The organism is Ruminococcus sp. D54t1_190329_F1 (assembly GCF_015551645.1).
GTDB lineage: Bacteria > Bacillota > Clostridia > Lachnospirales > Lachnospiraceae > Blautia_A > Blautia_A faecis.
Genome location: NZ_JADNDC010000020.1, coordinates 17,264 through 30,384 on the forward strand (window position 1 = coordinate 17,264; position 13,121 = coordinate 30,384).

11 protein-coding genes are annotated in these 13,121 nt (G+C 42.0%); all 11 read left to right on the plus strand.

Annotation, left to right across the window (positions count from 1 at the left end; translation table 11 throughout):
- Positions 1–2 precede the first annotated feature (2 nt).
- The 11 genes from I2D69_RS10690 (at position 3) to I2D69_RS10740 (ending at position 13,114) form a co-directional block, all read left to right on the plus strand.
- The gene (locus I2D69_RS10690) at positions 3–407 is read left to right on the plus strand and encodes a hypothetical protein (protein ID WP_015521662.1); all 405 of its coding nucleotides are present in this window, start codon (positions 3–5) and stop codon (positions 405–407) included.
- A complete protein-coding gene (locus tag I2D69_RS10695) occupies positions 407–1,525 on the plus strand; it encodes a PcfB family protein (RefSeq protein WP_195379886.1) in 1,119 nt (372 codons plus the stop codon). The genes I2D69_RS10690 and I2D69_RS10695 overlap by 1 nt, the downstream gene beginning before the upstream one ends.
- Before the next feature lie 6 nt (positions 1,526–1,531).
- Positions 1,532–3,727, plus strand: a complete 2,196-nt coding sequence (locus tag I2D69_RS10700) for a VirD4-like conjugal transfer protein, CD1115 family (RefSeq protein ID WP_195379887.1) — start codon at positions 1,532–1,534, stop codon at positions 3,725–3,727.
- Between the two features lie 177 nt (positions 3,728–3,904).
- The gene (locus tag I2D69_RS10705) at positions 3,905–4,282 is read left to right on the plus strand and encodes an electron transporter RnfA (protein ID WP_195379888.1); all 378 of its coding nucleotides are present in this window, start codon (positions 3,905–3,907) and stop codon (positions 4,280–4,282) included.
- A 54-nt stretch (positions 4,283–4,336) separates the two neighbouring features.
- The gene (locus I2D69_RS10710) at positions 4,337–5,179 is read left to right on the plus strand and encodes a hypothetical protein (RefSeq protein WP_004611540.1); all 843 of its coding nucleotides are present in this window, start codon (positions 4,337–4,339) and stop codon (positions 5,177–5,179) included.
- Positions 5,180–5,194: 15 nt separating this feature from the next.
- Positions 5,195–5,707: a PrgI family protein gene (locus I2D69_RS10715; protein WP_055273067.1), complete on the plus strand. Its 513-nt coding sequence runs from the start codon at positions 5,195–5,197 to the stop codon at positions 5,705–5,707.
- Between the two features lie 92 nt (positions 5,708–5,799).
- A complete protein-coding gene (locus I2D69_RS10720) occupies positions 5,800–8,175 on the plus strand; it encodes a VirB4-like conjugal transfer ATPase, CD1110 family (protein WP_195379889.1) in 2,376 nt (791 codons plus the stop codon).
- A gap of 413 nt (positions 8,176–8,588) precedes the next feature.
- A complete protein-coding gene (locus I2D69_RS10725) occupies positions 8,589–9,284 on the plus strand; it encodes a DUF6033 family protein (protein ID WP_015521659.1) in 696 nt (231 codons plus the stop codon).
- Between the two features lie 32 nt (positions 9,285–9,316).
- Positions 9,317–10,108, plus strand: coding sequence for a hypothetical protein (locus tag I2D69_RS10730; protein ID WP_012740998.1), 792 nt, complete (start codon positions 9,317–9,319; stop codon positions 10,106–10,108).
- A 124-nt stretch (positions 10,109–10,232) separates the two neighbouring features.
- Complete coding sequence (locus I2D69_RS10735; RefSeq protein WP_347708393.1) at positions 10,233–12,167, plus strand: NlpC/P60 family protein; 1,935 nt, start codon at positions 10,233–10,235, stop codon at positions 12,165–12,167.
- A 50-nt stretch (positions 12,168–12,217) separates the two neighbouring features.
- Entirely contained in the window at positions 12,218–13,114 is an 897-nt protein-coding gene (locus tag I2D69_RS10740; protein ID WP_195379890.1) for a hypothetical protein, read from the plus strand.
- Positions 13,115–13,121 lie beyond the last annotated feature (7 nt).

A 13,121-nucleotide genomic window follows, 5' to 3' on the forward strand; every position in this document is an offset into this window, starting at 1 on the left:
TTATGAATTTAGCAGTAGTAAATGAAGCAGTAACAGAGATGAATGGTGTGGAGCATCAGTTTACAGAGGAAGAGAAAAACTTTGTTGTCCAGTTCGCATTCAGAAGCGGCAGCAAGGAAGATACGATTTCTCTTATTGAAGCATTGGCACATTCAGCGGATAAGGCTGATTCGGACGAGATTATGGTCACATACAGGTCTAAATATGATATGAAGCCTGCATGGGTGGAGCAGGTAGAAAACCTGCTTGTGGCACTTGAAATGTACCGGATCGAGGAGGAAAAAGCAATCAATCATCTGGCAGATATCTTAACTGCTTATGGTATTGATGTATCAGCAGAAGAAATCCGTACTACAGAGACAGAAACACTTAAAACAACAGTCAGAGAGAAAGTGGAGGTGCGATAATGGCAGAAGAGATTCAGGAAGCGGTGCAGATCATCCGTGTTGCTTATGATGGCATTGAGATTGCCATGAAGGTAGGAAGTGGCGGAATAGCTGCCATGCAGAAGGCAATAGATTTCTTAAAAGGAATGCTTGATTATGAAAAGTCACTTGGAAAGACATCCATGAGAAAGCTCCTTTTAAAAGGTGGAGATTTACAGGTGCTCCAGTTTAACACCCAGGATATGAAAAAGGTTGAAAAGATGGCAAAGAAGTATGGAATACTCTATTCAGTACTTCCGGACTGTAACAGGAAAGACGGATTGAGTGAGGTAATCTTTCATACAGAGGCAGTTCCACGTGTGAATATGATGATACAGAAGCTCAAGTTTGGCAAGATTGCCACATTTGACGATTATCTGAAGAATGGAGATGAAAAATCCCTTGGCAAGCTGATGGATTTTTTGAAGAAACAGCAGGGAAACGAGAAAAGCCACACGATAGAAGGGGATAGGGTTAATTCCGCTATTGATGGACTGATCGAAAAGGTCGGAATGTTTGCAATGGAAAAGAAAGCTATCAGTGTGGATCAGGTCAAGGAGAATTTCAGTATTAATGGAGAGCAGGCTGAAAGTGTTATCAGACAGCTAGAGACAATCGGTGTGCTTGGCAGTAAGAATGAGGATGGCACCCATACAGTCATGATGGACAAGGATGCATTTATCAATCGTGTCAGAGGTTATCAGGACCTTGCTGAGAGAATGAGGGCAGTTGCAGCATCAAAGAATGCGAACCTGTCAGATGTGACTATCAGCAAGAAACTGATTATCGAAGAGAATGACCATGCTGTTAAGACCAGAGTTCCAGGCACATGGGGAGAAGAGGCAAGATATGTATGGCTCCGTAAGGAAAACATCATGGAGATTCATGGTGGAAAGACAATGCTTACCTTCCTTGATTCCACCAAGGATTATAAGCTTTACGATGAGCAGAATCGTGTGGTGACAACCCAGAAAGGAACCGAGCTTTATACTCACTATGACAAGGTGGAGTCATCTGTCAGGGAGCGTTACGAGAAAGTGCAGAAGCAGCAGAAAAAGACCACACAGAAGAAAACTGTTACCACAAAGAAAGCGAGGTAGCAGCCTATGCAGACAACAAAGAAAAAGCCGTCACTGATATTCATTCTTGTGGGTGCAGTGTTAGCAGGGTATCTTGGTTATCTGATAAATGGTGCGTGGGTAGAGGGAATAGCCTTTAATGCCTTTATGGACAGATTCAATGAAGTATGTGCTGTTCCCTTTGCCAACTATTACAATTCCAATACAGTAAAAGCAGTAGCCATTGCATTAGGTATCTATGCGATGGCTATTGTCATGTATTACACCAGTCAGAGAAACTATATGCCCGGTAAGGAATTTGGTACGGCAAGATTTGAAAATCCCAAGCAGGTCAACAAGATACTTGCAGATAAGGATGAGAATTTCAACCGGATACTCAGCCAGAATGTGAAGATGTCGCTGGATTTCAGAAGGCTCAAGCTCAATGGAAATATCCTTATCTGTGGTGGTTCCGGAGCAGGAAAGACATTTTATGAAGTAAAGCCGAATCTTATGCAGATGCCGCATAACTGTTCCTTTATCTGTACCGATCCAAAGGGAGAAATCCTTAGAAGCTGTGGGCAGATGCTAAAGAATAACGGATACAATGTGAAAGTCATAAATCTGTTAGAGATGGATAAATCAGACTGTTACAATCCGTTTTCCTATATCAGAGAGGAAACAGATGTGGTCAAGCTGATTACAAACCTTATCAGCAATACGACACCAAAGGGAGCAACACCAAGTGATCCGTTCTGGGAAAAGGCGGAAGGATTGTTCTTACAGGCTATCTTTTATTATGTGTGGCTGGAGGTACAGCCGGCAAAGAGAAACTTCGAGACAGTACTGAAGCTTCTTGGAGAGGCAGAGGTTACAGAGAAGGGAAAAGCATCGAAGCTGGATGTGCGTATGAAGTTTTTAGAGGAGAGTTCTCCGCTTGGAGCCAATCATCCGGCGGTAAAGCAGTACAACAAATGTATGAGAGGTGCAGGAGACACAGTCCGTTCCATTATCATCAGTGCCAACTCAAGACTTGCATTTCTTGAGAATAAGCAGGTCTTGCGATTACTCTCAAAAGATGAGCTGAATCTTTCCGATATAGGTATTGGAGTCAATGGTGATGGCGAGACAAAGACAGCACTGTTTTGTGTAATCCCGGATAGTGACAAATCCTATAACTTTATTATCGGTATGCTTTATACGCAGATATTTCAGGAACTGTACTATCAGGCAGATTTTAACTGCGGAGGCAGACTACCAATCCATGTGACATTCATGTTAGATGAATTTGCGAATGTCGCATTGCCGGATGACTTCTGTTCGCTGTTAAGTACTATGCGAAGCCGTGAGATTTCAAGTATTATCATTATTCAGAACTTTGCCCAGTTAAAGGCACTTTTCAAAGATACCTGGGAGACAATTCCCGGCAACTGCGATACGTTCATCTATCTTGGTGGCAACGAGCAGAGCACGCACAAGTATGTGTCGGAGCTGCTTGGAAAAGGTACGATTGATAAGAAATCAAGCGGAGAGACAAAGGGCAGACAGGGAAGCTCTTCAAGGAACTATGATGTATTAGGAAGAGAACTGTTTACACCCGATGAGGTCAGAAAGCTGGATAACAAAAAGTGCATTATCTTTATCCGTGGTTTTGATCCTATCATGGATAATAAGTTCATACCATTCAATCATCCGATGTTTAACCAGACAGCAGATGGCAAGGGAGAGCCTTATGTCCATCAGATAAGGGGAGCAGATAATCTTATCGGTCCGCCATTTGAGATTCTGACAGATAAGGCAGTTAAGTATTATGAAAAGCTGAAGGACAAGGGCGAGAATGTGTATATAGATTCTCTTACCTATGAGCAGTTTATGATGCTTGGTGATGCGGAATTAAGCAGAAGATTCTCCATGCAGGATGAAGCAGAGCAGAAGGCAAAGATTGACAGGGAGCAGGCAAATGAGCTTGAGTATGTTGATGAATCACAGAAGTCTGATGCTGCAGAAAGTGCTAACGCTTCTAGTGGAAGTGCTGGTGCTAAGCCAGTAAGGAATCCAGAGAGGGAAAAGCCTAAGTGGGAGGATACCATCACAAATCGAATGCTACACTGGTCATATACGCTGGAGCAGAAAGAAGAGGTGAAGAAGGCATTAGCTGCAGGAGTTCCCAAAGCAACGATTCTTACTTACTTCTATCCGGAGGTTACTGTGGAGAAGATGAGTTCATATCGGAAGAAGCAGTAAGTAAGTTTAAGGTGCTTTTTTGCACCTTAAAAGGAGGTGGTTGAAGCATACCACATCGGGGAAAGCCCGATTTAATCATTACAACAGGCATTGCCTGATCATATATAGTAACTTTTAACAGCCAGTTAGGGATTATCCCTGCTGGCTTATTTTTTTATCAAAAAGGAGAGACACAACATGAGAAAAGAACAGATTATTACAACTAACAATAATCAGATGGAGGAGAAAGGCATGAAGAGTAGATTCATTCACTTTAAGAAGAGATTCGTTCCGGCATTATCTGGAGCACTTATGGGAGTAATGCTTATGAGCACTACTTGTTTTGCAGCAGGTACAGGTACTTCCGCAGTAACACAGCCGCTTGATAACTTAAAGACACTTATCATTGCAGTCATTGGTGCGGTTGGTGTCATCATTCTTGCAAAGAATGTCATGGAGTTCGCACAAGCCTATCAGCAGCAGGATTCATCTACTATGAACTCCGCTCTGAAAGGAATTGTAGCAGGTGTCATGATGGCTGGTATTTCAACAGTTCTGACATTCTTAGGCTTCTAAGATTGGGAAAATGCATTTCCCATTTTAGTAAAAGGAAAGAGGTGAATAACAAGTATGGATATTTTTAAGCTTGGAGACAAGATCCTTGCACTTCTTGAGGCGGTGTTTGGATTTTGGAACAATCAGATATCCCTGGTCTTTGCAATGCTTGGACAGTCACCGGTCAGTTTCAAGGGCGGAGGGCCCTGGGCGGTCATTGAGGGCATTGAGCCGGTCTTTGTAGCGGTCGGCTCATCCCTTGTTGTGCTGTTCTTTGTTATCGGTTTCTGTTCGGAAAGCATAGATGTAAAAGATGAGATGAGGTTTGAGTCCATATTCCGTATGCTTATCCGACTGGGACTTGCGGAATGGTTTGTTGCAAATAATGTCACGATCATGAAAGCATTTTTTACTTCCATAGGAAATCTGGTGGGACTTATATCTGCCGGAACAACGACGCAGCTTGCTATTGACAGTACACAGGCAGACATCATTAAAGGACTTGGATTTGGTGAAAGTCTGGTAATGCTGATACTTACAGCTTTGCTTGCAATCATCATTATTATCTGTGGATTTTTTATCATCTATACAGTGTATTTCAGGTTTTTGAAGATTCTGATTATTGTGCCGCTTGGTGCGATTGCCTGTTCCACGATGGCAGGAAACAGAATGGTCAGTCATACAATGGCTACCTACTGCAAATATTTTCTTTCGTGTGTATTTGAGGCAGTAACGATGGCACTTGCGATTGTGGTATGTAATGCATTTATCAATGCAGGGCTTCCGGCATTTACAGGAAGTTATGCTGACTGGGCACAGACGCTTATATATCTGTGTGAAATGACATTTACGATAGCAATGACTGTCGGAAGCGTGAAGGGTGCACAGACACTTACAAGCAAGGCATTTGGACTGTAGAAGGGAGGAAAGACAATGGTAATCGAAGTAAACAAGGATATTGACCGCTATCAGGAATCGGTTGCGATGGGACTTACAGCAAGGCAGCTTATATTTTCCATTGCAAGCGTAATAGTCGGTGGCGGTATCGTCCTTCTTCTTTACAAGTATATCGGTCTTACGGGTTCTGCTTATGTGGCAATTCCCTGTGTGGCGCCGATTGCTCTTGGCGGTTTCTATTCCTTTAATGGGATGAATTTCTACGAGTATATGGGAAAGAAACTGCATTTTATGTTTGGAAACAGGGCACTTACCTATGTATCAACAGAGGGAGAGCCTGCAATAAAGCAGTTAGAAGCAGAGCAGAATGAGCAGGTAAAGAAGAAAGGCAGAAAGGCTGAACCGGAGACTGTAACAGCTGATTCGGCTGTAAAGAAGCAGGAGGAGTTTGAAGCGATGAAGAAAAAGACGAGAAACATGCTGCTTGGACTTGTCGCAGTCATTGTGGCGACAGTAACAGGCATTGCAGCATATAAGGCAATGCATTAGAAACGAATAGTATCTGACCGCAAGGTCGGGAACACAGCCCGCAGGGTGAAGTTCCCGGCGGGCTTTCATTATAAGAAAGCGAGGTTAGAGACATGGGTTTATTTACAGACGGATTTAAGTTATTAAAGAAGGCGAGTGAGCCTTTGTATAAGACACCTAAATCCATTCAGGAAACCATAGAGATTATGGCGGTGGCTGAAAACGGCATTTTTGAAGTAAGCAAAAATAAGTATTCCAAATGCTACCGCTTTCAGGACATCAATTACACGACAGCAACCGAGGATGAGCAGATCGGTATTTTCGAGAGATACTGTAAGTTCTTAAATTCGCTGGACTGTAATTATAAGATTACAATCAACAATAAGAACAAAAACATGGATGAACTCCGTGACAAGGTTCTGATTGCTGAGAAAAATGATGGCTTCAATAATTACAGAAGAATCTACAATGACATCATTGAGGAGAAGATTATTGAGGGCAGACAGGGGATTGAGCAGGAGAGATACCTGACAATCACGATTGAGAGAAAGAACTTCGAGGAGGCAAAGGCACAGTTCGCAACCCTTGAGGCAACGATACACAAGGCTTTCATTGAGCTTGGCGCAGAGATTGTCCCGCTTAATGGCAATGAGAGACTGAAAGTGCTCTATGACTATTATCATCTTGGAGATGAGGGCAGTTTTGATTTTGATATCAAAAAGGCAAAGAAGGTAGGGGTAGATTTTAGAAATGATCTGTGCAATGGGATGGTGAAATATTTTCCGGACCATTTTGAGGATGAGAGTAAATTCTGCAGGGCACTTTTTATCAAAAAGTATCCGAGCAGTTTGTCAGACAGATTCATCAATGAGATTACTTCCCTTCCGGTTCATTCCATCACGAGCATTGATGTGGTGCCTGTTCCAAAGGATCTGACCACAAAGGTGCTTCAGAAGAAATATCTTGGAATTGAATCGGATATCATCAAACAGCAGAGAGTCCGTAATAAGAATAACGATTTTTCTACGGAAATCTCATATGCCAAGAGAACGGAGAAAAAGGAGATTGAGGAAATCATGGATGATGTCCGTGAGAATGACCAGTGCCTTTTCTTTGTGGGAGTTACAATTATTCTTATGGCAGAAAGCAAGAAGGAGCTTGAGAGTGTATGTGAGACAGTGGAGACTATCGGAAAGCGTAACAGCTGCACGATTGACACACACTACTTAAAGCAGAGGGAAGCACTCAACACAGCACTTCCCATTGGAGTAAGACAGGTGGAGACAATGCGTACACTTCTTACCCAGTCACTTGCGGTGCTTATGCCATTCAATGTGCAGGAGCTTAATGATAGCACGGGCAATTACTATGGTATCAACCAGATCAGCAAGAATGTAAATATCGGCAACAGAAAGAAGCTGATAAACGGAAATGGATTCGTATTCGGAGTGCCGGGTTCCGGTAAATCCTTCTTCTGTAAGATGGAGATGGGCAGCGTATTCTTGTCGGGAGATGATGAGATAATCGTCATAGATCCAATGAACGAATACTTTGATATTGCCGAGACTTATGGCGGAACAGTAGTAAATATGTCAACCTACACGGATAACTATGTGAATCCGCTGGAGATGGATGTATGGAGCCTTGATCCGAATGATTCAAAGGGAATGGTAAGAGAAAAGGGCGAGTTCATGCTTGGTCTTTGTGAGCAGTGCATCGGTGACAGCTTAAATTCGAGACAGAAGTCAATCATCGACCGTTGTGTTAGAAAACTGTATATCGACATTGCAAGAAGCAAAGAGAAGTATATTCCGGTGATGAGTGATTTTTACGATATCCTTATGGCACAGCCGGAGGACGAGGCAAAGGACATTGCATTGTCATTGGAGCTTTTTGTAAATGGTTCGCTTAACATTTTCAATCACCAGACAAATGTGGATGTTGATAACAGATTTACAGTCTATGGCATCAGGGACTTAGGTACAGAACTTAGTCCTATCACAATGCTTGTCATGATGGAGTCCATTCAGAACAGGATTGTTGAGAATGGTAAGAGAGGCAAGGCAACATGGCTCTATATTGATGAGTTCCATGTCCTGCTTAATTCGGAGTATTCTGCAAAATATCTGCAGCAGCTCTGGAAGAAGGTAAGAAAGCAGGGAGGTCTTTGTACCGGTATCACGCAGAATGTTGTCGATCTGTTGCAGAATTACACAGCAACCACAATGCTTGCAAACTCTGAGTTTGTGGCACTCTTGAAGCAGGCAAATACAGACAGTTCAAAGATGGCGGAGGTTATCGGGGTATCAGAGGCACAGCTTCGGTTCGTAACTAATACCGCCTCTGGAATGGGACTTATTAAGTGTGGTTCGGTAGTAATTCCCTTTGATAATCAGATCAGCAAGGATACGGATTTGTACAGGCTGTATAATACCAACATTCATGAGAAGATTGCGGAACAGAAGAAAAAAGAAGCAATGCTGCAGTGATAACAGATGAATTTTTATAGAATCTATAGTATAATCAAGAGGTCGGATGAATGTCCGACCTTGATGATAATAAATTAGATATTCCCTATTTTTAAGAAGAAAGCATATAAGATTCGATATGAAAAATAAATAAGGAAGCAGTTCTAAAATGTATCATTTGTACCGGAGAACATGTGGCTGGATTTTAAGATATGCTTATCGTACACTTTGACGAGAATATGTTGATTGGGGATGCAGCGGACCTGGATGCATTTATGGAAATGTATGGTGTGGAAGCAATTTCCAAGGAATATTTGTAATTATTAGGGAAAAGAAAATTTGAATTTTACGCACTATTAACTTTTGGATATAAAGTGCCGATATTACAGATATAGAAACGGATTTCTGTATCAATTTTCAAGGAGGATGATACCATGATTAGAGCAGCTAATTTAACACAGGTAACAGATTATTATAAGAGCAATACTGTTAGTAAGCAAAATAACACAGAGAAAGCAAAAGATGTGCAGCCCAATGCACAGAAAATAAAATCCAGCGAAGATAAGTTATCTTCTAAGGCACAGAAATATCTGGAAACATTGCGTAAGGATAATGCGGATTTCGATTTTATTATTGCTGATAAAGGCGATGATTTCAGAGGATTAGTAGACCAAAGCGATAAGGAATTTACAGTTGTTTTTTCAAGTGCTGAACTTGAAAGAATGGCATCCGATGAGAAATATGCACGGGAAAAATTGTCTACGGTAAAAACTGCAGTTGAGATGTCAGATAAAATCAATGAACAGTTTGGGTTTGAACGTGCTTGGGGAACGACAGACAATAGTGGAACTGTATTAAATAAGTTAACTATGTCCTTTGATGATGATGGAAAGATGACACTTTTTGCTGATTTGGAGAAGATTACAGAAAAGCAGAAAGAACGGCTTGAAGAATTAAAGGAAAAACGTGCAGAGGAGAAAAAGCAGGAAAAGAAGGATGTAACTGTTAAGCGGACTACAATTCAGGCAAATTCAAAAGAAGAATTACTTGAAAAGATTTCTGAACTGGATTGGAGTAAGATAACAGAAGAAAAGGCAACACAGGGTATGAAGTTTGATATCACTATTTAATCGTAGCATTAACCGGGAATTGGAGGTGTGCTATGATTGCAGGTACAATACGAAACGCTGTGAATCAGATGCAGTTAGTAAATGATTGGGAGCAAAAGAAGGCTACCGGGGATGTTGTAAAGAAGCAAGAGGGTATGACTGTAACAAGTCAGGAAGAAAGCATGATTCAGCATTTCCGAGAGCAACTTGAGCGAGACAAAGAAAGTTCTGCATATAGTCAGATTTATAACAAGATTGCAAGCGGTCAAGAATTAACAGCTTCAGAAGAAGATGCTATTCGTCAGAAAGACCCTAAAGCCTATATGGAATATAAAGCGGCAAGAATGGAACAAGAAGCTTATGAGCGTAGGTTGGAGAGATGTAAGACAAAAGAAGAGGCTCAAAGGCTTCAAGTAAATGAGATGAATGGAAATTTGGCAGAACTAAAAAGTATCGTGAATAATCCAAATATTCCAAAGAGTGAAAAGCTTAAGGAAGCTCAACGTATCATGGGAAATACTTTTAGAGCTGTAGAGTCATTCACAAGATTTGTAAAAAGTACAGAATATAGGGATTTGCCAACAGAAGAGGAAATTGTAGAGACATCTATAGAAAAGGGGCAGGTTGCAGAGGATTCAAACGATACTGAAATGTCTGAACAGTTAACATCAGATACAACTGTTTCAGTAGATGAGGCAGCAAAAATAGTAAATGATTCGAAGCGAGATTTACAATTAAGTGATGTTCACCAAATTGAAAAAGATGTTATAGAGGAAATGAAGGATATCGAAATAAAGCATTTTGGTGAGAAGAAATCATCGGTCAGAATAGACATTACGGTATAGGAATAGTCTGCGTGAAATTTCAGTTTCATGTTGCTTTTAATAATTGAATATTGAATGATTTTACATAGCCGTTAAGGAGTAATTTTTGCTCCCTAGCGGCTTATTTTATTTTTCAAAGTAGGAGGTGAGAAAATTGAAAATTAGAAAGGTTGATGACAAACCGATGGTCATTCACACCAAGGAGAAAGCCAAGATTCATGCCCACGAACCGAAGGAAGCCAAGATTAAGGGGAGTAACATCTATACAGTAGAGAGAGGTCCTAAGACAGCTGGTGCAAAGGTAACTGATACGGATAGAAAGAAGTCCTATCGCAAGAGTACCATTCATCAGTCGGAGCCGAAGAATAAGGGATTATCAAGATTCAAGCAAAACCTTAAGGAATCAAACACTTCCATCAAGACCAAGAACACGAATCTTCACATTGCAGGAAGAACTGGAGCACTTGTAGCCGGGGCAGTAACAGATCAGGTGGAAGGCGGTCAGGAGGTATCGCAGGCAGCATATCTTGCATATGAAGCAAGCCGCCCTGTTACCGGAACTGCTTCTAAGGGTGCAACACTTTTCAGGAAAAAGGCGGCAGCCGAGGCAAAGAAGCGTATCAAGAAGGTAGAGGCAGGAAAGAAGCTGGCAAAAAAGACAGCAAAGAAAGCTGCCAAAGATACTGCTAAGGCGGTAGCTAAAGAGACAGCAAAAGAAACAGCCAAGACTACTGCCAAAGTTGCAACAAAAACTGCTACAAAGGCAGCTGCTACAGCGGCAGGAACAGCGGTTGCACCGGGAGTTGGTACTGCAATTGGCATGGCAGCCGGATATGCTGCAGGTGTGTCCATAGAGGTCAAGGATGAAAAGATGACCAACCGGAGCAGGAAGATAAAATTCTTTCTTGATAAGATGAAAGCACAGGAGAATCAGACGGACAGCGTGGCAAAGCTGGTAAAGGATCTGATTGTGCGAAAAGCGATTACCTGGGTAAAGGCAGCTGCACCGATTATCGGACTGGTGCTGTTGTTACTTGTTCTTGTAGTTACCATGATTGCGGTTCCGGTTATAGCGGTGATAGCAATCCTTTACAATTCTCCATTTGCTTTATTTCTGCCACCACTTGAATCAGGAGATACAGTGCAGACAGTAACGAGTGCTTATGTGCAGGAGTTTAACCGGGATGTGAACACGAAAGTGAATGAGCATACCGGATATGACCTTGGAGAGCTGGTATATGTGGATTATGAAGGTATGGAAGAAAACCCAAGCAATTACTATGACATCATGGCAGTCTATATGGTCAAGCATGGTGTCGGAGATACAGCAACAGTCATGAATGACACTTCAAAAGGCTGGCTGCAGGCAGTTGTAAATGATATGTGTTCATACACCACAAGCACCGGAACAAAGGATGTGGAAGAAACGGATGCAGACGGCAATGTAACTACTGTCACAAAGTCGGTTCTGTATGTGAATGTCACACTAAAATCGTACAGGGATATGATTTCGGTCTATGGATTTAATTCTGATCAGGTGGAAATGCTTGAGCAGATCATGAGTCCGGAGTTTATGGGACAGCTTGGATATGCCGGAAGCGGAAGTGGCGGCGGAGGCGGAAGTCCGGGAGTAAGCTCCATGACTGAGGATGAAATCAATGCCATCCTAAACGAAATTACAGACAGCAGGCAGAAAACAGTCTGCTCCTATGCACTTCATAGAGTTGGCTTCCCTTATAGTCAGGATTTAAGGGACAGCGGTAACTATTATGACTGCAGCTCCTTAGCCTATTATTCATGGAAGGATGCAGGCGTGGATATTAGTTACGGCGGTGCAACTACAGCGGCAGCGGAGGCACAGGGACTGGATGAAGCCGGAAAGACAGTCTCCTTTGATGAGTTACAGCCGGGAGACCTAATCTTTTACAGTTTTACAAGCAACGGAAGATATAAGAACATCAGCCATGTGGCAGTATACGTCGGAAATGGCAAGGTGGTAGAGGCACTTAATGAAAGTCTTGGTGTGGTCTACAGGGATGTGGCAAGCACAGGGAAGATAGTTGTGATAGGAAGACCATAACAGGAAATTTACAGAGAGGGCATAGTCCCTCTCTGAGACTGGAGGTAAGAATGGATTTAAAAGATATGATACTGGTAACAGAAAACGATAGGGGAACGGAGACAAATATGCTGATGACTCTGGATGATTATAAGAGTTTTATAGCAATTGATGACATGTCAGAGCTTGCAGACAATTTGTTGCAGCTGGGAAGGACGCTTGGTGATGCTGATAACTTCGCAGAGTATTACAGGGCAGCAAATGTAACTGTATCTGCGAGATTCTGTCTGGATGATATTCAGCTGGGACATTTTCTTCAGGGATTTTATAACGATTCCAAAGAATTTCGGCTTGATAAAGAAGCCTGTTCTTCTGAATGTGTTGCAAAGCTTAAGGAGATTGGAATGACCGATAAGGGCTGGGTGGATGATTTTAACCTGCATTATGAAATGGAGAACCGCTCATTTGAAAGGGGACAGACATTTCATAACTTCAATGATCATGATTACATGGTGCTTGAAGCATTATCACCAAGAAATCTTGTGGTGATGGATATGAAGTCAGGTTCTCTTACAATCGCCCTTGGTGCGACAGAGTATAAGCGTTATCCGAAGGATGAGAAGCCTACAAAGGACAATACCACAATCGGAGTATCGTGGGAGCATGGCATTTATCTAGGTTCCACACTCTCAACTACGAACTTCAAGGCATACAAGAGGGAGTATGGCACACCGGAAAAGATAGAGGATATCTATGATTACAGGGCAAAGCTAAAGCAGAAGTTCTATTTTTATCAGGATATGTCAAAGGATGATGATGTACCAAAGAAGCTGCAGAATGACTTCCTTCACCAGATGTATGAGGATTTTGGAACGATTGAAGAGGATTGTTTTTACGACAGGCTGGAAGATGGAAAGTACGATGAGGGCTTTAAGAAAAGACAGGTAAAGGAAGAAAAGAGCCGGTGATGAGATT

What these genes read in the sequence shown, in the direction of transcription:
- I2D69_RS10690 (WP_015521662.1), top strand. Translation starts at nt 3, where the DNA reads ATGAATTTAGCAGTAGTAAATGAAGCAGTAACAGAGATGAATGGTGTG.
- I2D69_RS10695 (WP_195379886.1), top strand. Translation starts at nt 407, where the DNA reads ATGGCAGAAGAGATTCAGGAAGCGGTGCAGATCATCCGTGTTGCTTAT.
- I2D69_RS10700 (WP_195379887.1), top strand. Translation starts at nt 1,532, where the DNA reads ATGCAGACAACAAAGAAAAAGCCGTCACTGATATTCATTCTTGTGGGT.
- I2D69_RS10705 (WP_195379888.1), top strand. Translation starts at nt 3,905, where the DNA reads ATGAGAAAAGAACAGATTATTACAACTAACAATAATCAGATGGAGGAG.
- I2D69_RS10710 (WP_004611540.1), top strand. Translation starts at nt 4,337, where the DNA reads ATGGATATTTTTAAGCTTGGAGACAAGATCCTTGCACTTCTTGAGGCG.
- I2D69_RS10715 (WP_055273067.1), top strand. Translation starts at nt 5,195, where the DNA reads ATGGTAATCGAAGTAAACAAGGATATTGACCGCTATCAGGAATCGGTT.
- I2D69_RS10720 (WP_195379889.1), top strand. Translation starts at nt 5,800, where the DNA reads ATGGGTTTATTTACAGACGGATTTAAGTTATTAAAGAAGGCGAGTGAG.
- I2D69_RS10725 (WP_015521659.1), top strand. Translation starts at nt 8,589, where the DNA reads ATGATTAGAGCAGCTAATTTAACACAGGTAACAGATTATTATAAGAGC.
- I2D69_RS10730 (WP_012740998.1), top strand. Translation starts at nt 9,317, where the DNA reads ATGATTGCAGGTACAATACGAAACGCTGTGAATCAGATGCAGTTAGTA.
- I2D69_RS10740 (WP_195379890.1), top strand. Translation starts at nt 12,218, where the DNA reads ATGGATTTAAAAGATATGATACTGGTAACAGAAAACGATAGGGGAACG.